General features: G+C 62.2%; 26 protein-coding genes and 2 pseudogenes. 8 read left to right on the top strand and 20 right to left on the bottom strand.

What is annotated here, in order from left to right; genetic code table 11:
• Nucleotides 1-77: 77 nt before the first annotated feature.
• From H5J25_RS06845 to H5J25_RS06835, 3 genes are all read right to left on the bottom strand, one after another.
• Entirely contained in the window at nt 78-725 is a 648-nt protein-coding gene (locus tag H5J25_RS06845; RefSeq protein WP_202095289.1) for a sigma-70 family RNA polymerase sigma factor, read from the bottom strand.
• A gap of 90 nt (nt 726-815) precedes the next feature.
• The gene (locus tag H5J25_RS06840) at nt 816-953 is read right to left on the bottom strand and encodes a hypothetical protein (RefSeq protein ID WP_202095288.1); all 138 of its coding nucleotides are present in this window, start codon (nt 951-953) and stop codon (nt 816-818) included.
• 131 nt (nt 954-1,084) lie between these two features.
• Nucleotides 1,085-1,891, bottom strand: a complete 807-nt coding sequence (locus H5J25_RS06835; protein WP_202095287.1) for a response regulator — start codon at nt 1,889-1,891, stop codon at nt 1,085-1,087.
• Between the two features lie 64 nt (nt 1,892-1,955).
• Here H5J25_RS06835 and H5J25_RS20595 point away from each other — a divergent pair, with 64 nt between their 5' ends.
• From H5J25_RS20595 to H5J25_RS06810, 5 genes are all read left to right on the top strand, one after another.
• Entirely contained in the window at nt 1,956-2,321 is a 366-nt protein-coding gene (locus H5J25_RS20595; RefSeq protein WP_225883402.1) for a NepR family anti-sigma factor, read from the top strand.
• A 7-nt stretch (nt 2,322-2,328) separates the two neighbouring features.
• The gene (locus H5J25_RS06825; protein WP_202096503.1) at nt 2,329-2,862 is read left to right on the top strand and encodes a hypothetical protein; all 534 of its coding nucleotides are present in this window, start codon (nt 2,329-2,331) and stop codon (nt 2,860-2,862) included.
• Entirely contained in the window at nt 2,862-3,146 is a 285-nt protein-coding gene (locus tag H5J25_RS06820; protein WP_202096502.1) for a hypothetical protein, read from the top strand. The genes H5J25_RS06825 and H5J25_RS06820 overlap by 1 nt, the downstream gene beginning before the upstream one ends.
• Entirely contained in the window at nt 3,116-3,976 is an 861-nt protein-coding gene (locus tag H5J25_RS06815) for a sensor histidine kinase (protein WP_202096501.1), read from the top strand. The genes H5J25_RS06820 and H5J25_RS06815 overlap by 31 nt, the downstream gene beginning before the upstream one ends.
• 350 nt (nt 3,977-4,326) lie before the next feature.
• On the top strand, nt 4,327-4,461 hold the full coding sequence (locus tag H5J25_RS06810) for an entericidin A/B family lipoprotein (protein WP_202095286.1): 135 nt from the start codon (nt 4,327-4,329) through the stop codon (nt 4,459-4,461).
• A gap of 60 nt (nt 4,462-4,521) precedes the next feature.
• Here the strand turns inward: H5J25_RS06810 and tatC are convergent, their stop codons facing one another.
• The 8 genes and pseudogenes from tatC to argS all read right to left on the bottom strand — a co-directional run bounded on the left by tatC (nt 4,522) and on the right by argS (nt 11,107).
• Nucleotides 4,522-5,301 carry a twin-arginine translocase subunit TatC gene (gene tatC, locus H5J25_RS06805; RefSeq protein WP_202095285.1) on the bottom strand — a complete coding sequence of 260 codons (780 nt, stop codon included), beginning with the start codon at nt 5,299-5,301 and terminating at the stop codon, nt 4,522-4,524.
• Nucleotides 5,298-5,774, bottom strand: coding sequence for a Sec-independent protein translocase protein TatB (gene tatB / locus H5J25_RS06800; protein WP_202095284.1), 477 nt, complete (start codon nt 5,772-5,774; stop codon nt 5,298-5,300). Before tatB ends, tatC begins: the two co-directional genes overlap by 4 nt.
• A gap of 176 nt (nt 5,775-5,950) precedes the next feature.
• Nucleotides 5,951-6,181 carry a twin-arginine translocase TatA/TatE family subunit gene (locus tag H5J25_RS06795; RefSeq protein ID WP_202095283.1) on the bottom strand — a complete coding sequence of 77 codons (231 nt, stop codon included), beginning with the start codon at nt 6,179-6,181 and terminating at the stop codon, nt 5,951-5,953.
• A gap of 28 nt (nt 6,182-6,209) precedes the next feature.
• Nucleotides 6,210-6,800 carry an SMC-Scp complex subunit ScpB gene (scpB, locus tag H5J25_RS06790; protein WP_202095282.1) on the bottom strand — a complete coding sequence of 197 codons (591 nt, stop codon included), beginning with the start codon at nt 6,798-6,800 and terminating at the stop codon, nt 6,210-6,212.
• Nucleotides 6,797-7,525 carry a segregation and condensation protein A gene (locus H5J25_RS06785; RefSeq protein ID WP_202095281.1) on the bottom strand — a complete coding sequence of 243 codons (729 nt, stop codon included), beginning with the start codon at nt 7,523-7,525 and terminating at the stop codon, nt 6,797-6,799. The genes scpB and H5J25_RS06785 overlap by 4 nt, the downstream gene beginning before the upstream one ends.
• A gap of 42 nt (nt 7,526-7,567) precedes the next feature.
• Nucleotides 7,568-8,574 (bottom strand): annotated as a pseudogene (locus H5J25_RS06780) (glycoside hydrolase family 3 N-terminal domain-containing protein).
• Nucleotides 8,575-8,641: 67 nt separating this feature from the next.
• On the bottom strand, nt 8,642-9,382 hold the full coding sequence (locus H5J25_RS06775) for an SPOR domain-containing protein (RefSeq protein WP_202095280.1): 741 nt from the start codon (nt 9,380-9,382) through the stop codon (nt 8,642-8,644).
• Nucleotides 9,382-11,107 (bottom strand): annotated as a pseudogene (gene argS, locus H5J25_RS06770) (arginine--tRNA ligase). Before argS ends, H5J25_RS06775 begins: the two are co-directional and overlap by 1 nt.
• Nucleotides 11,108-11,346: 239 nt before the next feature.
• Between argS and H5J25_RS06765 the strand changes: the two are divergent.
• The 3 genes from H5J25_RS06765 (at nt 11,347) to H5J25_RS06755 (ending at nt 13,784) form a co-directional block, all read left to right on the top strand.
• Nucleotides 11,347-11,634, top strand: coding sequence for a hypothetical protein (locus H5J25_RS06765; RefSeq protein ID WP_202095279.1), 288 nt, complete (start codon nt 11,347-11,349; stop codon nt 11,632-11,634).
• 113 nt (nt 11,635-11,747) lie between these two features.
• Nucleotides 11,748-13,199, top strand: coding sequence for an AMP nucleosidase (locus H5J25_RS06760; protein ID WP_202095278.1), 1,452 nt, complete (start codon nt 11,748-11,750; stop codon nt 13,197-13,199).
• Nucleotides 13,200-13,223: 24 nt separating this feature from the next.
• Complete coding sequence (locus H5J25_RS06755) at nt 13,224-13,784, top strand: hypothetical protein (protein ID WP_225883401.1); 561 nt, start codon at nt 13,224-13,226, stop codon at nt 13,782-13,784.
• 175 nt (nt 13,785-13,959) lie between these two features.
• On the opposite strand, the gene H5J25_RS06750 is transcribed toward H5J25_RS06755, so the two are convergent.
• The 9 genes from H5J25_RS06750 to H5J25_RS06710 all read right to left on the bottom strand — a co-directional run bounded on the left by H5J25_RS06750 (nt 13,960) and on the right by H5J25_RS06710 (nt 25,544).
• Complete coding sequence (locus tag H5J25_RS06750) at nt 13,960-15,774, bottom strand: M2 family metallopeptidase (protein ID WP_202095276.1); 1,815 nt, start codon at nt 15,772-15,774, stop codon at nt 13,960-13,962.
• A 71-nt stretch (nt 15,775-15,845) separates the two neighbouring features.
• On the bottom strand, nt 15,846-16,607 hold the full coding sequence (locus H5J25_RS06745) for an alpha/beta fold hydrolase (protein WP_225883400.1): 762 nt from the start codon (nt 16,605-16,607) through the stop codon (nt 15,846-15,848).
• A complete protein-coding gene (locus H5J25_RS06740; protein WP_225883399.1) occupies nt 16,588-17,031 on the bottom strand; it encodes a GFA family protein in 444 nt (147 codons plus the stop codon). Before H5J25_RS06740 ends, H5J25_RS06745 begins: the two co-directional genes overlap by 20 nt.
• Nucleotides 17,028-17,435, bottom strand: a complete 408-nt coding sequence (locus H5J25_RS06735; RefSeq protein ID WP_202095274.1) for a type II toxin-antitoxin system VapC family toxin — start codon at nt 17,433-17,435, stop codon at nt 17,028-17,030. The genes H5J25_RS06740 and H5J25_RS06735 overlap by 4 nt, the downstream gene beginning before the upstream one ends.
• Entirely contained in the window at nt 17,435-17,680 is a 246-nt protein-coding gene (locus tag H5J25_RS06730; RefSeq protein ID WP_202095273.1) for a FitA-like ribbon-helix-helix domain-containing protein, read from the bottom strand. Before H5J25_RS06730 ends, H5J25_RS06735 begins: the two co-directional genes overlap by 1 nt.
• 32 nt (nt 17,681-17,712) lie before the next feature.
• Nucleotides 17,713-18,741: an aspartate-semialdehyde dehydrogenase gene (locus H5J25_RS06725; RefSeq protein WP_202095272.1), complete on the bottom strand. Its 1,029-nt coding sequence runs from the start codon at nt 18,739-18,741 to the stop codon at nt 17,713-17,715.
• A 407-nt stretch (nt 18,742-19,148) separates the two neighbouring features.
• On the bottom strand, nt 19,149-21,830 hold the full coding sequence (locus tag H5J25_RS06720) for a TonB-dependent receptor plug domain-containing protein (RefSeq protein ID WP_202095271.1): 2,682 nt from the start codon (nt 21,828-21,830) through the stop codon (nt 19,149-19,151).
• A 493-nt stretch (nt 21,831-22,323) separates the two neighbouring features.
• Nucleotides 22,324-23,919 carry an isocitrate lyase gene (locus H5J25_RS06715; RefSeq protein WP_202095270.1) on the bottom strand — a complete coding sequence of 532 codons (1,596 nt, stop codon included), beginning with the start codon at nt 23,917-23,919 and terminating at the stop codon, nt 22,324-22,326.
• Nucleotides 23,920-24,098: 179 nt separating this feature from the next.
• Nucleotides 24,099-25,544, bottom strand: coding sequence for a S41 family peptidase (locus tag H5J25_RS06710; protein WP_202095269.1), 1,446 nt, complete (start codon nt 25,542-25,544; stop codon nt 24,099-24,101).
• Between the last annotated feature and the right edge of the window lie 115 nt (nt 25,545-25,659).

Raw genomic sequence — 25,659 nt, 5'->3', positions numbered from 1 at the left:
CGGCGACGGTAAGTCAAAGAACAGGGACACGGATACGAACAAACGAGGTTTGTCGCACCCTGCACGTCTTCACATCGTCAGTCGCGATCGCGATCTCGGCTCAGGCTTTCGACCTCGCCCATGATCGTATCGAGCGCGGTCATTCCCGGTTCGTTGCTGTGCGTGCGACGCGACGGTAGCGAACCGTCCCCGAGAATGGTTTCCAGCGCAACACGACCACGCGCGACGCGGCTTTTGATCGTGCCGACCGCGACCCCGCAAATCTCTGCCGCCTCTTCATAGGCAAAGCCGCCCGCCCCGACGAGGATCAACGCCTCGCGTTGCGGCTGTGGCAGATGCAACAGCGCACGCTGCATATCGCCCAGTTCGACATGCCGGTCCTGACTCGCCGGAGCGGCTAGAATCTTGTCGGCAACAAGATCGTCCCATTCGCCTTTGAACCGCGCGCGGCGCATCTGGCTGAGATACAGGTTGCGGAGGATGATGAAGGTCCAGGCGCGCATGTTCGTGCCGGCCTGAAAGCGCTGGCGGGCGGCCCACGCCTTCATCAGCGTTTCCTGGACGAGATCATCGGCCAAATCGCGATTACCGGACAAAGAGCGGCCGAACGCACGCAGATGTGGAATGACCTGCGCGAGTTCCTTTTTGAACTCGGGATCAGACAAAGCGACGTGCTCGACGACTTCCTCGCCGACGTCCTCGTCGCTCGTTTCGATTTCAGTCATGAACACCCGCTTTTCGCCTTGGCCGGTTCCGAACATAGTGACTGCGCTGACGTTATGCCAGCGCACCCGAAATATCGGACGCTTGGAAACCTATTCCATGAACAGATAGGCGAAGGCCAAGATCACCAGGATAAGAGAGATGGCCAGAATATACCGCGTGATATGCGGGGTAGCGCCGGCTCTCGCATCCTGGGCAGAGACATGGATCTTTTCGTTTGGATCGGTCATGTCGGCTAAACCCGCGAAAACCGTTTTGGGTCCGTATCGTTGGGAACTTTCGATCAGACGATCGACATTTTCCCCGGCCTCCGTGCTGCTCCCGCCTCTGGATGATGAAGCGGAAGCAGTCGGATCGATGATTAGAGCGCGGGGACGGTGGCAGAGTCGAAGAACAGCGCCTGTGCGATGGCAGCCTTCACCGTCGAACGCTGGAACGGTTTCGTGATCAGGAAAGTCGGCTCGGGACGCTCGCCGGTCAGCAGGCGTTCCGGGAAGGCGGTAATGAAGATTACCGGCACCTGGAATTCCGCGAGGATGTCCTTCACCGCGTCGATACCCGAACTGTCGTCCGCCAACTGGATGTCGGCGAGGACCAGACCCGGCCGGTCGTCCATAGCCAGCGCGACCGCCTCGTCCCGCGTCACGGCGACACCCGTGACGTCATGACCGAGATCACGAACGATCGTCTCGATGTCCATTGCGATCAACGGTTCGTCCTCGATAATCAGCACGCGGGCGCGAGTCTGCTTCTCGATCTCGGCCAATGCTTCGGCGACGAGCGAATCGACTTCCGACACTTCGACCTCGATCAGGTACGCCGCGTCCTCGGGCGTGAACCCCTCCATAGCCGTCAGGAGCAATGCCTGACGCGACAGCGGGGTCATCCGGGCCAGACGGGCGCGCGCGATCGATTCCTGGTCGTCGCCGTCGCTCGCCGAGGCATTTTCCATCGTTTCGTCGTAGTTCGTCGAGTTCCAGATCGCCTGGAACATGCGGTACAGACCCAGCCGGGGATCGACATCGCGCGGAAATTCCGTCGGCGCGGCGACGATCGCTTCCAGTGTCGCACGAACATAGCGGTCGCCATGCGTCTGGCTACCGGTGAGCGCCCGGCCATAGCGGCGCAGGAAGGGGAGATGGGGGGCAAGCTGCTGTCCAAGCGACATGGCTGTCGGGGTCTCCTGACGTAAAAATTCGCCGTCCTTGTGGAAGCGGCTCGGGCTGTTTGCAATGCGATTCAATACCGTGGATTTATTCGCATCGCAGGTGGAACAATCGGGGCGCTATTTGGTTTCATGCACTCGTCGCACGCTGTACGTGCGGTCTATCGGCATGTCTTGCAGGCGTGACGTTTTAACCCGACCGGTTTACCGGTATGTCATTTCGTACCCGGCAGCCGCCGGAATTTTCAGGGGGACGGCTTTGCGTTCGGGCGACGAGTCTTCGAAGTCTTTGAAAAAACCGGGTTCGGCCGGAAAGACCAATGTACAGAGCAAGGATCGCGACATGGGCGCGGCTCTTCGTACCGTATATCAGAAGACGGTCGAGGAAGACGTTCCTTCCGATCTACTCGACCTCCTGGGTAAACTCGATTGACCGAGTAGTGACAGACACGACCAAAGGTTCTCCAGCCAAATCACTGCCTGCCCATACGTCCGGTGCGGATTCGCCCGACGGGTCGCTCCCCAAGAAAGCCAGTCGCGCCTCGATCTGGCTGACGCAGATACCGACCGGCGCGAAGGTTTTCCTCATCCTCAGTGCGGCTTTGCTGCCGCTCGCCGTTATCGCCTTCTTCGCAACGCTGAATACGGCCCGCAATGCCAGCGCCGATGCTCGGGCACGTGTTCGGGTCGCGTCCTCGGAAAGCGCGCGAAAGATCGCGATCGAGATGATCGGCGACATGACCGCACTTCGCGTCGCGTTGAACGCGCTCGGCAGCGATGCCGGCGACGCGCCGAGCTGCGCGCGTGCGCAAGGCGTCTTCGCCCAACAGGCGGCCAGCGGCGCGCGATTCGCCATTGTCGACGCCAATCGACGCGTGCTGTGCGGCACGGCATTGCCGCGCGATCTCGTCTTGCTCCCCCCCCCAGCGATGAGCCTATCGCTGCGCGCGTGGTGCCGGGACGCGGCGTCGTGATGGCGATCAGTGGGGGAGTAGCGGCGCCAGCGCCAACGCTTTCTTCCCGACACGCTTTCTCGCCGAAATCGGGCAGCCAAGCGGATTTCCGATTCCCGTTCGAGACCAGGCTGGAAGATGGCGACGACGAACTCGTCCTGACCCCCCTGCCCGATCGGGCCGCGCTGGAACGGCGGGAGACGCAGCGGGTCGCACTCGGCGTCGGCAACCTCGATCTCGAAATGACGATCCGCAGCCAGCCGATTACCCCCCTGTGCTCATCGCGATGCTGTTCCCGATCCTGATGTGGTTCGCGGCCGCCAGTATCGGTTGGTTCATCGTCGATCGACTGCTGATCCGCCCGCTGCGTCAGCTGCGCACGGCCGTCGCTGCTTATGTCCCCGGCGAAGAGATCGATCCGGACGAGGTCCGCGCGCTTCCCGCGCAGGAGATACGCGAACTCGGCGACACCTTCCGGACCATCAGCCGCACCGTGGCGGCGCACGAGGCCGGACTCGCCGAGGGTTTGGTCCGGCAGACGCGGTTGACGCGCGAGGTGCACCACCGGGTGAAGAACAATCTGCAGGTCATTTCCAGCCTGATCAACTTTCACGCACGGAGTGCAAAGTCCGTCGAAGCGAGCGCCGCCTATGCCGGGATCCAGCGCCGCGTGGATGCGCTCGCCGTCGTTCATCGGCATCACTTTGCCGAGATGGAAGAACATCGCGGCCTTTCGCTTCGCTCGGTGATCGGCGAGCTCGCCTCGAACATTCGCGCTACCGCGCCCGAGGGGTCTTCCGGTCTGGGCATCTTGCTCGACGTGGAACCCTGGCTGGTCAATCAGGATGTCGGAATCGCGATCGCTTTCCTGATTACCGAGATCGTCGAGCTGGCCATGAGCTGCAATCCGGAAGCGCAGATACGTATTACCGTAAAACCGGGAGATACAAGCGATCGTGCGGTGTTGCGGGTCAGTTCGCCGTCTTTGGTCGATTGCGACGCTTTCCAGTCCGCGGTCCGGGATCGCTACGGACGCGTGATGGAAGGCCTCTCCCGCCAGTTGCGATCCAAACTGCATCACGATCCGCTGATCGGTGCCTATGAGATCAGTATCGCAGTCACGGGCCGCGATTGAGCCAGCAGTCCCGACATTTTCGGAAAATGTCAGATTTATCCAAAAAGTCGGGAACCGAATAAACGGTAGGCCGTTTTGAATTTCGGATAGCGAATTTATGCCCCCCGCTCTCGCTATCCAGAACATGGGCCCGGAAGCGTCTACCCCTCCCCCCCGGAGGCGCTTCCGGGCCCAATAATTTTTCAGATATATTGGTTGCCAGTGTTCACCCGTCGGTGAGACAGGAATGTCTTTCGTGCGTGTAAAACCGCGTCGAGGCCGGAACGAACCGGTGGCCCGATCATTTCCTCGTCAGGTATCCGCGACGCTTGCCGCCCCGGACCGATGTTTCACACCCAAGGAGAATTCGAATGCGCAAGATCGTAGGACTCGCCGTCGTCACCGCCGCACTGATGGTCAGCGCATGCAACACGATCGAAGGCGCCGGCAAGGACGTCTCGTCCGCCGGTAAGACGGTCGCAAAGACCGCCGACGACGCGAAGTAAGTCCAGCTTTCGTTGGATCTTCAAAGGCCCTCTCCCGAACCGGGAGGGGCCTTTTTCGTATCAGGCGACTTCCTGCGTATTAGCCGCGATCTTCGCGCGCTTTCGCTCCGTGAACCAGATGCCGATCAATGCCATCTCGTACAGGAATACCAAAGGTATCGCGAGCAGCAGCTGCGATCCCACGTCTGGCGGGGTCAGCACCGCCGCGATTGCGAAGGCGGCGACGATCGCATAGCGCCGTGCCGCTACCAATTGCGTGCGGGTGACGATCCCCGCCCGCTCCAGCAACATCAGCAACACTGGCAGCAGAAACGACAGCCCAAACGCAAACAGGAATTGCATCACGAAGGACAGATAGCTGGTGACCGTCGGCAGCGCCTCTTGGCGAATCCCACCTAGATCGCCCTGATAGGAAAGCAGGAACTTCAGCGCCATCGGCACAGCGATGAAATACGCCATCGAAGCACCCGCGATGAACAGGACAGGGGTGGCGAGCAGGAACGGCAGCAACGCCCGTTTCTCCTGCCGGTACAGGCCGGGCGCGACGAATTGCCAAAGCTGGTTGGCGATGACCGGGAACGACATCATCATCGCGGCAAAGAATGCCACCTTCACCTGCACGATGAACCCGCCGAAGACCTCGGTCGAGATGATCGTCTTCTGGCCCGCCATCACCAGCGGGTGGACCAGAAAAGCGAAGATCGGGCGCGAGAAATAGAATCCGACGAAGAACGTCAGCAGGATGGCGATCGCGCAATACAGCAATCGCCGACGCAACTCGATCAGATGGTCGAGAAGCGGTGCGCGCGATGCGTCGATCTCGCTGCCATCGTCGCTCACGATGCGGCTTTCGGATCGGTGCTGTTCGTATCGGCTGCCTTCGCGCGGGATTTGCGCGGTTTGGTCGCTTTCGGCGCAGGCGGTACCGTGTCGGGTTCAAGCGCGAATTCGAGCTCGGCTGCTGCGACGACGGCGGGGTGCTCGATCATCACGGGCTGAGACACCATCACAGGAGGCGCATCATCGGCGGCATGATCGTCGGACGACGTTGTGGCATGCGGCGCCGATCTGAACGGTGCGGCGTGCTCGCGCATGATCCGCTCATTCTCCGCCGCCCACTTCTTTTCCATCTCCTGCAGTTCAGCCTCGCGCACCATCGTATCGAAGCCGGAGCGGAACTGGCCCATGACCGCGCGACCCTTGGCGACCCAATGCCCCACGAAGCGCATTGCCTTCGGGAGATCTTTCGGTCCGATGACGACCAGGGCCACGACCGCGACGAGCATCAATTCGGTTGGCGCAATGTCGAACATTCTGGCGGTCTACTATTCTACGACAGGATGAATGGAACGGTCGGCCCGGCCCCGGCATATCCGCTCGTCGCGAAACCGGGGTGTACGCGACCGACGCATCGATGAGGTGCAGGCAGGGCGGCCGAGGGGCAAACTCCACCCCGCGCCCGCTCGAACCCGACGACCTCGTTAGATGCTCAGCGCTCCTCGCGCAGCTTTTCGCCGTCGCGGTCGAACGCGGGATCGGCAGCGGGCTTGGCGTCGATCCGCGAAGGCTCAGGCTTAACGTCTTCCTCCGCCATGCCCTTCTTGAACTGCTTGATGCCCTTAGCGACGTCTCCCATCATATTGGAAAAGCGGCCGCCGCCAAGGACGAGCACCATAACGACGCCCAACACCAGCCAATGCACGAGGCTGAAACTACCCATGAAAATTCTCCTTGGAGTTACCCCCTATCTAATCCTCATCGGCCTCATATGCCACCTCAAGTTGTTCCCCACGCTGATCGAGCGCCAAATCGACCGGATCGAGTAGACCTGCGGCCTTCAGGTCGTCGAGGCCGGGCAGGTCGCGTCGGCTCGTCAGCCCGAAATGAGCGAGGAATTCCGGCGTCGTAGCATAGAGCAAGGGCCGCCCGGGCGCCTCGCGCCGCCCCGCCGGACGAACCCAGCCTGCCTCCATCAGCACGTCGATCGTGCCTTTCGATATCTGGACACCGCGAATCGACTCGATCTCGGCACGGGTCGCGGGTTCGTGATAGGCGATGATCGCCAGCGTCTCGATGCCCGCCCGGCTGAGTTTGCGGGACTCTTCCCTGTCGCGGCGAAGCAGATGCGCCATGTCCGGCGCGGTCTGGAAATGCCACCGGTCTCCGCGCATGACCAGTTCGACCCCGCGGCCGATATAGTCCGCCTGCAATCGGTTCAGCGCTTCGCGAATGCCCGTGGCATGATTCAGATGCGCGGCGATTGTGGCGGACGTCATAGGCTCCGGCGCGGCGAACAAGACCGCTTCCACCGCACGCATGATATCGTCCGGCGGCGTCACGCCGGCGCGCGCAGATATAATGGCGCGAATGGACCTTTCTGGCGCAACTCGACCCGCCCCTGCCGCGCGAGTTCGAGCGCCGCGAGAAAACTGCTGGCCAGTGCCGACTTGCGGAACGCGCCGGCGGTCTCCGGCAGGAAGGTTTCGATGGCAGCCCATTCCACGGTTATGCCCAACAACCGCGAGACGCGCTCCAGCGCCGCTTCGAGCGTCATGACGTGACGATCGGCGACGACGTGCATCACCGGGCGCGATCGCGCGGTAATACGGCCATAGGCGGCGATCAAATCGAATATTTCCGCCTGCCACAACGCCTTGCGGATGGTCCGCAATCCCTCCGGCGCACCGCGGGTAAAAACGTCGCGACCGATCCGGTCCCGCGCCACCAGTCGCGCGCCGGCATCGCGCATCGCGTTCAGCCGCTCCAGCCGCAACTGCAACCGCAGCGCAAGCTCCTCGGGATCAGGCTGTGCTTCCGGATCTCGCGGCAACAGCAAGGCGGATTTGAGATATGCGAGCCACGCGGCCATCACGAGATAATCCGCCGCAAGCTCCAGTTTGATCGCTCGCGCTTCTTCCACGTAGCGAAGGTACTGATCCACCAGCGCTAGGATCGATATCTCGCGCAGGTCGACCTTTTGCCGTCGCGCCAGATCCAGCAGGAGGTCGAGCGGACCTTCCCACCCTTCCAGATCGAGCGTCAATTGTTCGGGTTCTTGGGTCACCAACGGATCATAGCCGATCCAGGATGGCGAGGGGAGGATCGTTCAAACTACGGCGAGAAGCGCGTCCCGCTTCGCGATCAATTCCGCGAGATCGCCCTGCGGAACGACGTCGGCAATCGTCGCCATCGCCCGGTCCAACCTTGCCCGCGCTATATCCGAAATTCCACCGACGCGTCCGGCGATATCTTCCATCTCCGTCATCCGGGCCCAGCAATCGAGCACCACATCGCAGCCGGCCGACAAGGCACCCGCCGCCTTGTCGCCCGCGCTGCCCGTCAGCGCCTTCATGTCGATATCGTCCGTCATCAGGAGACCGTCGAACCCTATCCGGGTACGAATGATGTCGTTGATCACGATCGGGGACAGTGTCGCTGGCCGTTCCGGGTCCCACGCCTCGAATACGATGTGGGACGTCATGCCCATCGGCGCGTTTTTCAGAGCAATGAACGGCGCGAGATCGACCTCGAGTTCCGTCTCGGTCGCGGTGACGGTGGGCAGATGGTAATGCGTATCGACGATCGCGCGGCCGTGGCCCGGCATATGCTTCACCACGCCGACGACGCCGCCACGCTGTAATCCTTCAAGGATCGACCGACCCATCGCCGCGACCCGCTTCGGCTCGCTGCCGAGCGCGCGAGTGGTGATAGCCGCCGTCGTATCGGGCTGCGAAACGTCGAGCAGCGGGAGGCAATCGACCGTGATCCCGACCTCAGACAGCATCAGCGCGATGCCCTGAGCGTTGACCCGCGCCGCCTCTATCGCGGATATCGGGGCGCGCTCGTACAGCGCGTCGAACGCCGGGCCTGCCGGGAATTCCGGCCATTCCGGCGCCCGCATCCGGGCGACACTACCCCCTCCTGATCGATCAGGATAGGCAGGTCGTCGCGCCCCGACAGCGCGCGCAATTCGTCGGTCAGCGCCCGCACCTGTGCGCGGTTCTCGATATTGCGTTTAAACAGAATGTAGCCCGCCGGCGCGACGCTTGCGAAGAAGCTGCGTTCCGCGGGGGTGACGGTGAGGCCGGACAGGCCGAAGATTACGGGGATCATGATCCCTGCCCTAACAAGCTCGAACCGTCCTGAGTAGGGGGAGCGTCCCCGCCAACCCGCTGGCCCGTCAGTCGTTGGGTATGAAGCACGCCTCGCCCGCGACCTTCAGCTTGCCGCACAATGCGTTCGCCTGCCCCGCGCTGCCGGCGTTGACGCGAAGGCGATATACCGTCCGCCCGTTGACTTCTGCCTTCTGGACCGATTTGCCCAGCGGAGCGAGATAAGTGAAGCGCTTCGAGGATCTCGTCCACACACCGTTCGCCTCCGCCTCGCTGGCGAAGGATCCCAACTGAACGAGCGATCCACCGGACGTGCCACTGGCGATCGCGATCGCAGGACCAGTGGGTGCCGCCTTCAGCTTTCCACCGGAGGCCGGGACAGCCGCCACCGTCTTGACGGCTCCGGCGGTCGGCACCGGAACTGGCGCCGCTGCGGCACTGGTCTTGATCCCCTCGACCGGGGCTTCCGGAGACGCGTTCAGGTTGATCACGCCGTTGCTGCCGCTCGCCCCGTCGCTCGTCGCGATCGCGGCATCGCCCTCGCCCTTCACCTTTAAGCCGCCGGGATCGTCCGGCTTGACCTTGTAATCGCCTTCCTGCGCCTCGATCAGAGCACCGTTTCCGTCGGCACCGCGGTTCTGCTTGTACTGATGGTAGCCGAAGATAGCGGCAGCGATCACGGCCAGTCCGATCACGATTATCCCGATGATCCGCGCGATGCTGGGACCGTGATCATAATCCTCCTCGACCGTCTCCAGCCAGGGCAGCCGATCCTCGTCACGCGGCGCGTGGGTGTCGGAGGTTGCCATCACTTCATCTCCTGGACCGCCTGCACCCCCATGATGCCAAGTCCGTTACGGATGATCTGCCCGATTGCGTCGGCCAAGAAAAAGACGGGCGCACGTCACGCCGGGTTCCTCGACGATCAGGAAACGGCGCGACGGATCATCGTTTCCGGCATTCCACAGCGCGTGGAAAGCCGCCGCCAAGTCATAGAGATAGAAGGCAATTCTGTGCGGCTCACGCGCTGCGGCGGCGGTATCGACGACGCGCGGGAACTGCGCCGCCAGTTTCACCAGCGCGAGATCCTCCGTTTCAAGCTGGGACAGGTCGATCCCGACACAGGCGATTTCCGCCTCCTTCGCCCGGCGGTGCAGCGACATGATGCGCGCATGGGCGTACTGCACGTAGAAGACCGGATTGTCCTTCGACGCCTCGACGACCTTCGCAAAGTCGAAATCCATCTGCGCATCGGCTTTCCGCGTGAGCATCGTGAATCTCACCACATCCTTGCCGACTTCGTTGACGACATCGGCAAGCGTCACGAAGTTACCGGAACGCTTGGACATTTTCACCGGCTCGCCCGCCCGAAGCAGCCGTACCATCTGCACCAGCTTCACATCGAACTTCGTCTTCCCTCCAGTAAGCGCCTGCACCGCCGCCACGATCCGCTTTACCGTGCCGGCGTGATCCGCGCCCCAGATATCGATCAACGCGTCGGCCGACTGCGCCTTCTGATAATGATAGGCTAGATCGGCACCGAAATACGTCCAGGCGCCGGTCGACTTGCGGATCGGACGGTCCTGATCGTCCCCGAACTGGGTCGAGCGGAACAGCGGCAGGACGACGGGTTCCCAATCCTCCGGTGTCTCGCCCTTCGGTGCCTCGAGCACGCCGTCATAGATCAGTCCCCGCGCGCGCAACTCTGCTTCGGCCGCTTCCGGCTTTCCGGCAGCCTGTAATTCAGCTTCCGACGAAAACAGGTCGTGATGGATGCCGAGCAACGCCAGATCGGCCTTGATCAGCACCAGCATCGAAGCGACGGCACTCTTGCGGAACAGCGGCAGCCACTCGGTCTCCGGCGCATCGACATATCGGTCGCCGAATTCCTGTGCCAACGCCTGACCGACCGGGATCAGATAATCGCCCGGATACAGGCCTTCCGGAATCTCGACCGTAGCGCCCAGCGCCTCGCGGTAGCGCAGGTGAACCGACCGCGCGAGGACATCGACCTGCCCTCCGGCGTCATTGACATAATATTCGCGGATCACCGTATTGCCGGCGAATTCCAGCAGGCTGGCCAGCGCGTCGCCGACGACCGCGCCGCGGCAATGCCCCATATGCATCGGCCCGGTCGGGTTGGCCGAGACATATTCGATATTGACCGTCGTGCCGCGTCCCCGCGCCGAACGACCGTAATCCGCGCCCCCGTCAGTAATCGCCGCGAGTTCCGCGCGCCACGTATCCTCGGTCAGCGTCATGTTGATAAAGCCGGGTCCTGCCACCGACACCGCCTCGACCTCGTCCAGTTTCTCGAGTCCGGCTGCGATTTTTTCGGCCAGCGCGCGCGGGTTCGTCCCCGCCGGCTTGGCGAGCACCATCGCCGCATTGGTGGCCAGGTCCCCGTGCGTCGCGTCGCGCGGCGGTTCGACCGTTACTGCGGCCCGGTTCAGCCCCTCTGGCAAGTCGCCCGATGCGACCAGCGTATCGAGAGCCGCATCCAGATGCGCGGCAAAGCGGGTATAAAGCGTCATGAAAAGGTCCGAACCTGATAAGAAGCGCGCGCCTTAGCGGAATGCATGCGGTGACTCAAACGACGCGAGGGAATTAGCAGTCGGCACCGTCGCGCGACTGCGTTTCGTGCAATTGGTCGCGCAATCTTTGCGATTGGCATCATGCTGCAGTGCAATACGATCGCTGCAACAAGATCGTACCGGCAAATTTGACAGGGACAGGATGCTGATCCGGCTTCGCAATTCGAAGGGATTAGACAATGACCAAGCTTTTCGCCGTAGCCGCCTTGATCGCATCCATCGCCGCGCCCGCATTTGCCAAAGATGCTCCGCAGCAGAAGACTTTCACGCGTGACGGTGAGACGTTCACCTACGTCGCGACGGAAAAGAACGATGCGACCATTCTTACCGGTCGCAGCGCATCCGGCCGCGATTTCCACCTCGTCGTTCGGAACGGCTATGTCCACGGTTTCTCGGGCAATGTCCCCGTCTCTTTCAGCGTTCCAAAGGCGACCGCACGGCCGAGCGTCGAACTGGCCGCTCGCTGATCCAACCTGACTTATACCGGGTCCTCCCCGCTTTGGGGGACCCGGTGGCAGGACGGCGTGCATACATCGCCACAAGTCTTGCCAGCGTAATAATCCTGCCTTAGCGACAGCAGATGATAAACGCCTCCACTATCGTCGCCGAACTCGACACCCTGTACCGTGCATCGGTCGACCGGCTTCAGGCTGCGCTTACTGCCTATATCGCCGACGGCACCATCCCGGATCCAGCATCGCGCCGCGACGGCAGTTTTGCCTATCCCGAAATCCGCCTGACCTACCGCGGCGGCAGCGACCGGCCCGCCCCGATGCGATCCTTCGGCCGTCTGGTGACGGAAGGCGAGTATAAGATCAGCGTTACCAAGCCCGCGATCTTCGCCGACTATCTGATCGAACAGCTGACGCTGTTGATCGAGGATTACGATGTCGAGGTCGAGGCGGTCGCCGGACGTCAGGAAATCCCGTTTCCCTATGTGATCGATCCGGGTCACGCGCTTAGCCTCGACGAGGTTTCCGCCTCCGAACTTGCCCGCTTCTTCCCGGCCACCGAACTTGCACATATCGGCGACGAGATTGCGGACGGTCTGTGGGTGGCGCATGACGATACGCAACCGCTCGCGTTATTTGACGGCCTGCGGACCGATTTCAGCCTCGCCCGGTTGCGCCACTACATGGGCACGCCGGCCGAACACGCACAGCGCTATGTGCTGTTCACCAACTATCACCGCTATGTGGACGAGTTCGTACGCTGGGCCGCGAGCCAACTTGGCCCGGATGCGGAAGGGAATCCCAGCCGCTTCACCGGACTGTCAGGCGCTGGCGGAATCATGATCCATGCCGGCGACGACGCGGACAAGATCGTCAGCGACAGCGCGTGGCGGCGCCATCAGATGCCCGCTTACCATCTGATGGCGGAGGATGGCACCGGCATCACGCTCGTCAATATCGGGGTTGGACCATCCAATGCGAAGACGATCACCGATCACCTTGCGGTGCTGCGGCCCGAGGCGTGGTTGATGATCGGCCATTGCGGTGGGCTGCGGCCAAGCCAGCGGATCGGCGATTATGTCCTGGCGCATGCCTATCTGCGCGATGACCACGTACTCGACGACGTCCTGCCGCCGGAAATCCCGGTGCCGGCGATCGCCGAAGTGCAGGTCGCGATGGCACGCGCCGCTGAAACGATCTCGGGGCAATCGGGTGAGGAACTCAAGCGGCGCCTGCGCACGGGAACGATCGTCACGACGGACGATCGCAACTGGGAGTTGCGCTACAGCCGCTCCGCGCTGCGCTTCTCGCTCAGCCGCGCGGTCGGCATCGATATGGAGTCTGCGACGATCGCGGCGCAAGGCTATCGCTTCCGCGTGCCGTATGGCACATTGCTGTGCGTGTCGGACAAGCCGCTGCACGGGGAATTGAAGCTTCCCGGCCAAGCCAACCGCTTTTACGAACGCGCGATCAACGAACACATGCGGATCGGGATCGAAACGTGCGAGGAATTGCGGCGTGAGGGCGAACGCCTGCACAGTCGTAAGCTACGGGCCTTCAACGAGCCTCCCTTCCGATAAATTCGTCCGCCGGCAGCTACGAATATGCGTGCCAGGGAAACCACGAGCGAGTTATGCGTTACGCTCGCTCAACGAGTTTCCATTATTTCTGAGGAGTTCCTCGCGATGGCCACCCCGCCGAAAAAGCCGACCGACGGCACCAGCAAGCCGCCTGCGCCGCGTAAGCCGGCAACGCCTCGCAAAACCGCGGTTCGTAAGACCGCCGCAAGTTCGACGCCGAAACCCGCCGCACGCAAGACCGCTGCCGCCGCCACGCCCGCCGCAGAGAAACCGGCAGCTGCCCCTGCCCCACGTAAGACAACCGCAAGAACGACGAAGGCATCCGCCGGCAAGTCGGTGACGGCGAAAGCGCTCGGCTCGGCCAAGGCTGCTGTCACCGGCAACAATCGGAACTGGGGCATCGCCGCGCTGGTCGGAACCGTAGGTGCCGCCGTGACGGCCGGCGTTCTCGCGCTTCGGGGCAGCACCCCGGCCAACGATGTCGCCGAGCCGAACAAAGGCAAGAAGGCGCATCAGGCCAATGGGCAGGATTCGTCCAAATCCTTCCAGGCCGGCATCGCCGACGAGGGCACGATCCCGGAATAACACGCGCAGAAGGATCCTCCGGGAAGGCGTCGCAACGTCTCCGGGCGGATAGTCTTTGTCGCGCCTCTAGTAGCAAGGGGACTTGGAAGCCCGCCGCTGTAGCAATGACGGGTCGCGCCACATCGACATGATAATCCGCGCTAAAGGCCGTCGGCGTTGCCGACGGCCCTCACGATCACCAGCCGGTCGGCTTTCCCTTATTCTGCGTGTCCAGCCACTTCTTCAGCGGCGCGAAATACGAAACCATGGCTTTGCCAGACATCTGACGGCTGCCGGTGAACGCCTGCAGCGCGTCGGGCCACGGTTTGGACTGGCCCATTTCGAGCATGGCGTTCAGCTTATCGCCTACCGCCGTGTTGCCGTAGAAGGAGCAGCGATGCAGCGGGCCTTTCCAGCCGGACTGCTTGCACGCTGCTTCGTAGAACTGGAATTGCAGCAACCGGGCGAGGAAGTATCGCGTGTACGGAACGCTCGCCGGAACGTGGTATTTCGCACCGGGGTCGAACCGGGTCTCGTCGCGTTCGACCGGCGGAACGATGCCCTGATACTTCAGGCGCAGGTCGTTCCAGCCCTTTTCATACCCAGTCGCGGGGATCTCACCCGAAAAGACGCCCCAGCGCCATTTGTCGATCAACAGCCCAAACGGCAGGAACGCGACCTTGTCCATCGCTTGACGCAGTAGCAGCCCGATATCCTTGTCCGCGCTCGGCACCTTCGCCTTGTCGAGCAAACCGATCTGAACGAGGTAATCGGGCGTGATAGACAATGCGACGAAGTCACCGATGGCTTCGTGGAACCCGTCGTTCGCACCGTTCATATATAGCATCGGCTGCTTCTGATACGCGCGCTGATAGTAATTGTGGCCGAGCTCGTGGTGGATCGTGACGAAATCGTCGCCATTCACCTTGGTGCACATCTTGATGCGCACATCGTCCTTGTTATCCAGATCCCAGGCGGAGGCGTGGCAGATGACTTCGCGATCCGCGGGCTTGGTGATCTGCGACCGGGCCCAGAACGTATCCGGCAAGGGCTTGAAGCCGAGCGAGGAATAGAAGCCCTCGCCGGCCTTCACCATCTTCAACGGGTCATAGCCCTTCTGTTTCAGCAGGTCGGTCGTATCGAAACCGAGATCGCCCGCCCCCTTCGGCGCGACGATATCGTAGATGTTTCCCCATTCCTGCGCCCACATATTGCCGAGCAGATCGCTGCGGATCGCGCCGGTCTTCGGCTGCACCGCATCGCCGTATTTCTCGTTCAGCTTCCATCGCACATAGGTGTGCAGGGACTTGTACAACGGCTCGACCTCCAGCCAGAGCTTGTCGGTCAGCTTGGCGAACTCTTCCGGGCTCATATCGTAGCCCGATCGCCACATCGCACCGACGTCTTTGTAACCGAGCTCGACCGCGCCCTTGTTGGCGATGTCGACCGTCGTCGCATAATCCGTACGCATCGGGGCGCCGACATTGTCGTGCCAGCTGACCCACATCTCCTTCAGCTTTGCAGGATCACGTTCGGTGCCCATCGCGGCCTCGATATCGCTCCCGTTGATTGGCTTGCCGTCCAGCGTGCCTTTGCCCTTGCCGTAGGAGGACGACATCTTCGTCACCAGGGTGGACAATTCCGTCGCCGCACCGGGCGTCGTCGGCGCGGGCAGCGTGATACTGCCGCGAAGCAGATCGAGCTTACGCCGCGTGTCGGGCGCCAGGCCCGCGACCTTGTCGTACTTTGCCGCCTCGAGCGCGAGCTTGACCGCGATCTCGGTTCCCTGCGCATTGATCCGGGAGGCCATCGCGTCCGTATCGTCGGTGATGTAGGTCGCGTTGACCCAGTTGATCTGGTTCGATTGCAGCGTGAAATCGAAATAGGTCTTTTCCGACTGCGCGATGAAGGCGTCGGCGTCGGCAGGCGTTGGTGCCGCATTTTGTGCGGAAACGGGCGTCGACGCCATCGCAAGCGACAGCGCCACAATCGAAATACCGGTGCGGATCATGATTACCCCTGGGCAGTTTTGCTTATGCCCAAGACTGCGCCGGTACCCGCCGCGTGGTCAAGCGCGCGGCGTCAATTGCCAAGGAAATCCGCAATCTCGCGGCCAAGTTCGGGCTTCACCACCGCGCTCATATGACCGCCGGGCACCGCCCGATAGAGACCGTTCGGCAACAGTTCCGCCAGTTCGGGCGCCGGGCCGTTATCCTCATCCTCCTCGCCCGACACTACGAGCACGGGTTGAGTGATAGCCGCAACCGTTTCGCGGGGCGTATCCACGAACGTGTCCAGCACACGGACCAGCGCCTCGGGATCACCGCTGGTCGTCTTCAGGAATGCCTCGGTCAGCCATTCCAGCGTGCCCCGTTCGAAGGTGCCCAGATTGGTCAGGATGCGTCGGAAATACCCGCCCCGCCCCTCGGTATCGGTCAGGCCGCGCAGACCCATGCCCGACAGGACGACGCGCTTCGGGCTGGCGCCGTTCGCGAGCATCCGCACCGTCGTTCGCGCACCAAGCGAATAGCCGCCAAGGTCGTAATCCGTGAGTCCGAGATGCTCGATCAGTGCGAAGCCGTCGCGCATCAGCACGTCGGGCGGATAGCTGGCGTCGTCGTGCGGCCGGGCGCTGTCACCGTGTCCGCGAAGGTCCGGCATGATGACCCGGAAGCCCTTGGCCGCGACCGCCTCCGCATGGCCGTAGCGGATCCAGTTCGTCTGCGCGTTGGAGAAGTACCCGTGGATCAGGACGACGGGGCGCCCTTCGCCGAGTTCGTGATAGGCCAGCCTGGTTCCGTCGAAGCTGTCGAGGAAGCGCGGTTCAATCGGGGAGTTTGCCAAGCTTTTCCATCCAGCGGTCAACGGTCGAAGGATTATCGGCCACCCGCGTAGCAGGCAAATGCCGCGTGTCGAGCCATTCGGCATGCCATGTCTCGGGCGAGAAATGATGCGTCGGCTTGAAGTGATAGGGATCGTCGAAACTGCCGACGGTGACGTCCATGCTGTCGCTGCCTTCGAGGAATTCGAACGTCAGCGGTGTGCCGCAGGCGGAACAGAACCCACGAAGCGCGATCGGCGAGGATTGGTAGCGATCGGGCTCCTGCTGCCACGTCACGTCCGCGCGCTTCATGCTGCGGAACGCGATCGATACCCCGCCGGTGGCGCGCTGGCACATCCGGCAATGGCAGAGATATGCCTCATCGCTATCGACTTCAGCCACGTAACGGATACGCCCGCACTGGCACCCGCCGGTCATCTGGGTCATGCCATTAATTCCATGCGCTGCCCATGTTCGCCTGATGCAACGGTATCGAAGAACTTTCGATCCGCGGTGAGCAGGGCGCAGTCCCGATCGATCGCAAGAGCGAGATACAGGCAGTCGTAGACGGCGTGACGTAAGCCGATCGACAACCTCAAGGCGGCGGGCAGAAGCGGCAAGGTCGGCGTAAGGTCGGGAATGATCATCGGCAGGGCCGCCAGATACTTTTCCGCGACATCGGCCGGCAGACCCGCATAGCGGACCTTCTTCGACAGCGCGCTGGCAATCTCAACCGAAAGCCAGTCCGGGCCGATACGTTCCGGTTCGAGCGCCAGCCGATCGGTGGCGAGATCCGAGCCGACCTCCTCCGTCAGCACTTTGACGACGACGCTGGCGTCGATCACCAGCATCAGCGTTCGTCGCGGTCGGCTCGAATCAGATCGGTGCTGTCCGTACCTCTCGCAGATTGCGGCGTCATCGCCCGGAGGCTCTTCGAAAAGGATACGAACCGCTCGCCGGACATCGTCGCCTTGGGGCGGGCGCTGGCAAGGACATCGCGCAACTCCGCCTCCAATGACCTGCCCTTCGCCTTGGCCGCTTCCCGATACTCGGTCAGCAACGCGTCATCGAGATTGCGGATAAGAACCTGTCCCATCCGCAATCTGATATCACGATGCTATCAGCCCCTCAATCAGCCTTTTTCAGATGGCGACGACCGAGCAATTCGGCGATCTGCACCGCGTTCAGCGCTGCGCCCTTGCGTAGGTTGTCCGACACGCACCACAGGTTCAGGCCGTTCTCGATCGTCGAATCCTCGCGGACGCGGCTGATGAAGGTGGCGAATTCGCCGACGCATTCGATGGGCGTGATATAGCCGCCATCTTCGCGCTTATCGTACAACATGATGCCGGGCGCCTCACGCAGGATGTCCTGCGCTTCCTTGGCCGAAATCTCGCGTTCGAACTCGATGTTGATCGCTTCGGAATGGCCGACGAACACGGGTACGCGAACGCAGGTCGCGGTCACCTTGATCTTGGGATCGAGGATCTTTTTCGTCTCGACGACCATCTTCCACTCTTCCTTGGTCGAACCGTCGTCCAGGAAGCTGTCGATATGCGGAATGACGTTGAAGGCGATCTGCTTGGTGAACTTCTTGGGCTCGGCGCTATCGCCGACGAAGATGTTGCGGCTCTGTTCGAACAGTTCGTCCATACCCTGCTTGCCGGCACCGGAAACGGACTGGTAGGTCGAGACGACGACGCGCTTGATCTTCGCGGCATCGTGCAGTGGCTTCAGCGCGACGACCATCTGCGCGGTCGAGCAGTTTGGATTGGCGATGATGTTGCGTGCCTTATAGCCGTCGATCGCCTCCGGATTCACTTCGGGCACGATCAGCGGCACGTCGGGCTCCATGCGATAGAGCGACGAATTGTCGATCACCGTGCAACCGGCGGCGGCGGCGACGGGGGCGTATTTGGCGGTCGCTTCGGAGCCGATCGCGAACAGCGCCATGTCCCAGCCGGTCCAGTCGAAATGTTCGATATTCTGAACCTTGAACTGCTTGCCGGTGTCGCCGTAATCGACCGTCAGCCCCTGGCTGCGCGACGAGGCGACGACGGCGATCTCGTCCGCCGGGAATTCACGCTCCGCCAGGATATTGAGCATCTCGCGCCCGACATTCCCGGTCGCACCCGCGACGACGATTCTGTAGCCCATGTCATATCCCCGTAATCAGTGTCGTCGCGCGCGATAGCAGAACCGGGCGTGCGGGGAAGATAGCTTTGCTATCGAATGCAGCGTCGAAGTTCACACAAAGTCACACGGTATTGGGTTTTCCGAGTACGTCACATGCGCGACGAGGGAGGCAGCGATCGGACATCAGCAGATAGGGACATGATGAAACGCGCATCGTGGCCGTATCGCACTACTCACGGCGTGTAGGACAGCGGCAGGCGATCGACCGTCGGCATTTCCGCCTGTCGCTATCGGCGGGCTTCGGTCAAAATTCTGATCCCCAGTTCCGTTCCGCGTTCCCCGTTCCCTGCTCGCGGAATGGTTCGGGGTCCGGGACGGGCGGTTTGAAAAGGCGCGGCGGAGCAGTATCCCTGCCCCGCCGCAGCCGATCAGTATTTCACGCGCAGGCGGGTGTAGTAGAAGCCGCCGTTGAAGCCGAACGGTCCGCCGTTACGTGGATAGACCTGACCATCGATCGCGCTGCCGGTCAGCGGGTAGATCGGGATCGTAGCGGTCGGGGCCAGACGATCGGGACGTTCGTCGGTGAAGTTCTGCGCACCCACCGCCAGCGTGAAATGTTCCGCGAACGTATAGCTGAGTTCCAGATCGGTGGTGAACTTCCCGCCGAACCGCTGATTCGGCACACCGTTCGTCTGCCCGTAGTCCTGAGCGCTGGTGAAGGAGCTGTAATAGTTCTCGCGAACGTTGAAAGTCAGGTTATCCAGCGACCAGCTCGCGTTGAAGACGACGCGATGCTTCGGCGCGAGGTTTTCGGCATCGATCAACTGCGCGACACTTATGACGCGAGCGTTCGAGGACAGCACCTTCGTCTCGTTGTAATTGTAGGCCAGCGAGAAGTTGAGCAAGGCCTCGCTGAGCCGCGTGCGCCACGTGCCGACGACGTCGATGCCCCGTGTCCGGGTTTTGAAACCGTTGGTGAAATATTGGACCTGGCCACCGAGTCCAACCGGTAGCAGGGCCGATTGCGCCACGAGATCGGCCGCGGTGACAGTGAAGGGCGACGTGACCCCGATCCGGTTGCGCAGGTTGATCTGATAGCCATCGACGGTGATCGTCATGCCCTTGACCGGCTGGACGATGAAGCCGAGCCCGTAATTGGTCGATTTTTCCGGGGTCAGGTCTGTAGCGCCGTAATAGCGCGCGACAGCCGTGTTCGTTGGAAACGTGCCGCTTTGTCGTGCGAGACCTGCGATGAAGGCGGTCGTGACGATCGAAACGTTGGATTGGCCCGGCGATGGCGCATGGAAACCGGTGCCGATGCTGCCGCGGACCGAGAAGGCATCGGCAAGCTTGTAAAGTGCGTTGACCTTGCCGACCCAGGCGTCGCCGAACGTGTTGTAATGTTCGTAACGTCCCGCCGCGCCGACGGTCAGCGCGTCGGTAAGATCTGTTTCCAGCCCGACATAGGCGCTGTAAGCTTTCTGGCTGAACTTACCCGCGGTCGCCACGCTGGTGCCGGCATATCCACTGGCACCCACGCCCTGGGCGGCGGTGGTACCGGAGGCGGTGTACACGCCGGGCGCAGTCAGCGTGTACAGGTTCTGGGCGACGGAATAAGGGCCTGCGCCATAGGATTGCGGATCGCCAGCCGTCTGTTCGTAGGTTTCCTTGCGGAATTCACCGCCCGCCGAAATAGTCAAAGGCGAGGCGAGGCCAAGTTCGGCTGCATAGGTGAAGTCGGCGTTGAAGTTGAGTTCGCGCTGGATCAGGTCTCCGAAGTCGAAGCTGGTTTGCGTGGTCGGGCCGTAGGAAAAATTGGCCGAGTTATACATCGATAACGACAGCTTGTTCCGCGCCATCGTGCCCGACACGTCGTACGTGAAGTCGCCGCTCGTGCCCTTGAACCCAAGTACGCCATAGATCTGCTGGGTTTCACCCACGAAACGCGGCGTGAAGCCGGCTGGATAGAGGGTCGCGAAGCGGAACGTGTTGGTATCCTGCACGAACCCGCCGGCAGGGCAGGTGGCGTTGCCCGTCGGGCAAGGCGTCAGGAAGAAGGTGTTGTTATACACCGCATTGGCGTTCTGCGCGCGCACGACGCCGTTCGTATCGACCGCGGTGCTCGAGACGGAGGGGCGATACTGGAAGCTTTGGTCGCCCTTGCTTTGTGCGTAATTGGCGAATGCGTAGATCTTGCTGTTATCGCTGACATTGATCGCCGCGTTCACGACCGATTTGAAACCGTGCGAGGGTGAATTGCCCCAGAACTGCACTGGTCCCGGCGCGTTAGGCAGTTGCGATGCGAGCGCCGGGAAAGCCTGAGCGAAGTTGACTGCCGAAGGACGGGTGGCGCCACGGCTGGTCTGTGCTTCGTCGACATATTCGCCGGTCACGTTGAGGAAGCCCCAGGGTCCCTCGATCCCGGCATTGCCCGCGATCTGATAACTTTCGCCGTCGCCCGCATAATATTGCCCGGTCCGGCCGACCAGTTCGATGCCCTGGTCCTGCCGCAAGCCATAGTTGAGCACGCCGGCAATCGCATCCGAACCATATTGCGCGGTCGCGCCCTCGCGCAGAACCTGCAGGCTGCCGATGGCGAGCGACGGGATTGCGGAAATATCGGGACCCTGCGCACCACGGCCGAGGCCGGTATCGCTGCCACCGTAAACCTGAACCAGAGCGGAGCGGTTGTACCGCTTGCCATTGATCATCACGAGCACTTGATCGCCGGACAGGCCGCGCAGCGAGGGCGAGCGGACGAAGGTCGAGGCGTCGGAAATCGAGTTCTGGCCGGCATAGAAGGACGGCACGATGTTTTTGAGCTGGTCTATCATGTTGGCGGCAGGCTGCGTGGTCAACTCCGCGGCGCTGATGACATCCACCGGCGACGCGGAGTTGGTCAACGTGCGGTCGGTGCGACGCGTGCCGAGAACGACGATCTCGCCGGCCGGCTCTTCAGCCGCGACCGGGGCCGCGTCCTGCGGTGTTTCGGTCGGGGATGTCGCGACCATGTCGGCGATCAGCGGGTCTGGCTGTGCGGCGGCGTGTGCGGCGGTTCCGGAAAGGAACGCGAATACCAGCGCGATAGTCGAAGTCGTGTATTTGATCATGTGAGCCCCCGTGGAAAGTAGCTCTCAGGCCCTGCCCCGTAAGTCTCTGTATCCGGCCGTCAATTGAGCAAGGCGCGCCGGGTGGACTGTTCATGTTTCCTGCTAATACGACGACGTCGTTATTCGCGTCGTGTTGCGCACCTAATGGCGCAACTAAAACCGTGGTGGCAAGCGTGCGTATGAAATTAAATTATGCTTGAGCCACAATGCGGCGTATTATCCAATAATACCAAATCGGTGTCACAATAAGTTCATAAGTTTTACTTGTTGTAGAACGCGATGCCTGGTGCGCCGGTTTTCTACGGAGCTATCGGTCGGCAAACACTGAACCAGCGAAAAAGGCCCGGGGATTGCTCCCCGGGCCTCTCGCATCCTCTCCGCAAGGACGTTACGGCTTTTGCCGTTTTGGTAGATCGCGTCGGGACCGAACCGCGTTGCCTCGAGCCTTCCGGGTCTCGCCCCGGAGTGCGCAACCAGCGCCAGACCGACCGCGTTACGCCGCGAACTGGTTCATCGTGTTATGCGCGCCGCCAGCCTTGAGCGCTGCCTCTCCGGCGAAATATTCCTTATGATCGTCGCCGAGATCCGAACCGGACATGTTCTGGTGCTTCACGCAGGCGATGCCCTCGCGGATTTCCTTGCGCTGGACGCCCTTGACGTAGCCGAGCATGCCCTGGTCGCCGAAATATTCCTTGGCCAGATTGTCCGTGGACAAAGCCGCGGTGTGATAGGTCGGCAGCGTGATAAGGTGATGGAAGATACCGGCGCGGGCCGCCGCGTCCTTCTGGAAGGTGCGGATGCGTTCGTCGGCTTCGTCCGCCAGTTCGGTGCCGTCATAATCGACCGACATCAGCCGCGCACGATCGAATGCGGACACGTCCTTGCCGGCTTCCGCCCATGCATCATAGACTTGCTGGCGGAAGTTGAGCGTCCAGTTGAAGCTGGGGCTGTTATTGTACACCAGCTTCGCGTTCGGCACGACTTCGCGGATGCGATCGACCATGCTCGCGATCTGCTCGATATGCGGCTTCTCGGTCTCGATCCACAACAGGTCCGCACCGTTCTGCAACGAGGCGATGCAGTCCATCACGCAGCGATCCGCACCGGTACCTTCGCGGAACTGGAACAGGTTCGACGGCAGGCGCTTCGGGCGCAACAGCTTGCCGTCGCGGTTGAGGATGACGTCCCCATTGCGCGCGGTCGTCGGGTCGATCTCCTCGCAATCGAGGTAGCTGTTATACTGGTCGCCGAGATCGCCCGGGGTCGTGCTGACCGCGATCTGCTTCGTCAGGCCGGCACCCAGCGAGTCGGTGCGCGTGACGATGATGCCGTCCTCGACGCCGAGTTCGAGGAAAGCGTAGCGGCAGGCGCGGACCTTCGCGAGGAAGTCCTCGTGCGGCACGGTGACCTTGCCGTCCTGATGACCGCACTGCTTTTCGTCGGACACCTGATTCTCGATCTGGAGCGCGCAGGCACCGGCCTCGATCATCTTGCGGGCGAGCAGGTACGTCGCCTCGGCATTGCCGAAGCCTGCGTCGATATCGGCGATGATCGGCACGACGTGCGTCTGGTGGTTCTCGATCGCGTTAAGCAGGCGCACTGCCTCGATCTCGTTATTGCCTTCGCGGGCATGATCGAGTTCGCGGAACATCATGCCCAGCTCGCGCGCATCGGCCTGGCGCAGGAACGTGTAGAGTTCTTCGATCAACGCGGGGACGCTGGTCTTCTCGTGCATCGACTGATCCGGCAGCGGGCCGAATTCGCTGCGCAGTGCAGCGACCATCCAGCCCGACAGGTACAGATAGCGGCGATCGGTCGTGCCGAAATGCTTCTTGATGCTGATCATCTTCTGCTGGCCGATGAAACCGTGCCAGCAGCCCAGCGACTGCGTGTAGTTGGCGGGATCGAGATCGTAGGCGGCCATGTCCTTGCGCATGATCGCGGCGGTGTAGCGCGCAATGTCGAGACCAGTCTGGAAACGATTCTGCAACCGCATGCGGGCGACCGCCTCCGCGTCGATGCCGTCCCACGTGCCGTTATGGCTGCGGATCAGATCCGTCGTCTGGGCGATATGCGTCTGGTAGGTCATCGGTCGGCTCCTGCGAATTGGATGCCGTCTAGCTATACAAATTTACACCGGCTGACAGAGGCGGTGACCACATCGCAGGGTAATCCTGTGGCCATAGTGGTAGTTAACGCTGTCGGGTTGCAAATTATTTACAACGGAATGTGATGACTCCGAGCGCGATACGCTTGCGCCCGATCTCGTCAGAAGGCGCCGGGTACCTCGCGCTGGACGGTGCTGGGGCGATCGGGCTGCAGAAGTTCGACACGGTTGCGGACCGCAAGCGTGCGCTGGCCGGAGGATTGCCCGATCGGCGTACAACTGCGCCCCGCGATGAAGTCGAGCGCCTGGCGGGTCGACCCTTCCTGGGGATCGCCCATCGGCTTGCTCAGATCGTCGGGCGCCTGGCAGCTCGCCTCCACCGTATTGGCAAGGCCGTCATAATAGGCACCCTGGCGGGCGGCGTTCTGTAGCGAGAATGCGATCACGCGGAGCCGATCGCCGCAGCCGGTATTGTCGCGCGCGATCTGTCCGACGGGCTTGCCATAGGTGTTTGTGCCGATCAGGGCCGCGTTGCCGTGGAGGTACGGGATCATCGCCGCGATCACCAGTTCGCTGGCCGACGCGCTTGCCCCCGTACCGATGAACGCGACTTTCATCGGTGCGATCGATTGCGATTGCGGCGCGAAGGTCCGGGTCGAATTGTTTGCAGATTTCTCACTGCGATAGGTCACATAGTCGAACACTTCGGATGTCGAACGATTGGCGCCGAGCAGGTCGCCCATCAGTTCGGCGATCGATAGCAACCCGCCGCCATTGTAGCGGAAATCGACGATAACGTTCGTCACGCCCTGCGCGCGGAAGGACGCGAAAGCGCTGCGCAATGCCGGGTCGGCGGTACTGATGAACGTGCGCAGATTGACGTAGCCGACCTTGCGACCGTCATCGTCGATCACCTTCGCGCCGTAGCGGGAGGAAACGGGCGTCAGGGTATAATCCGCCTTCGCGATCGTCACGTCGCGCGTCGTGCCGCCACTCGACACCCGCAGGACGCGCGTGGTGCCGGCCGTGCTTGGGCCGAGCGCGTCGGTGACCGCTGCCGAGCCGCCGGCGGCGATGATCGCGGAAACCGTGCGCAAGTCGTTGGCACTGGTGCCGATCGCCAGGATTTCGGCACCGCGGTCGATACCCGCCGCCAGCGCGGGAGCCCCTTCGAATGCCTCAGAGATATAGGCGCGTCCGGCGGGAGCATCGACGGACAGGCGCACGCCGAATCCGGCGCTGGACCCCGAATTGTAGAACGCCTCCTCCTCGGCAATCGACGTCAGATAGGTGAAGAAGCGATCCTTGCGCTGCGCCCGCGCGGTCGCCGTGAGCGCATCCAGGAATGTGTCGACACTGGTGTAGGGCATCGGATCGAGGCTGGCGGGCAAGGTATCGGGGAAGAGATACCATTCGCGCATCTGGCCTGCGACCCAGTCCTGCCGTGCACGGAGCGAACAACCGGACGCGGTCGGGGTGGTCGGCGTCGCGGGTGCCGCCGCGGACGTCGAGCCGGCACCGGAGTCGCCGCCGCCGCCGCATGCAGACAAGGTGGCAGCCAGCGCGAGCAGGCATGCCAAGGGGCGGCGTGTGGCGGATGTGGTCATGCGCGCACCATAGCGCGTGGCAGGGCCGGTGTCGCCGGGGATCGAAGGCGTGCTTCGGGCGCTAGGGGGCGCTGAGTGGTGCTATCGTCGGGACGCCAAAGGTCTTACGGTGCAG

Origin of the sequence: Sphingomonas aliaeris (assembly GCF_016743815.1) — a bacterium.
GTDB classification, from domain to species: domain Bacteria; phylum Pseudomonadota; class Alphaproteobacteria; order Sphingomonadales; family Sphingomonadaceae; genus Sphingomonas; species Sphingomonas aliaeris.
This window is presented reverse-complemented; position numbering and strand designations above follow the sequence as displayed.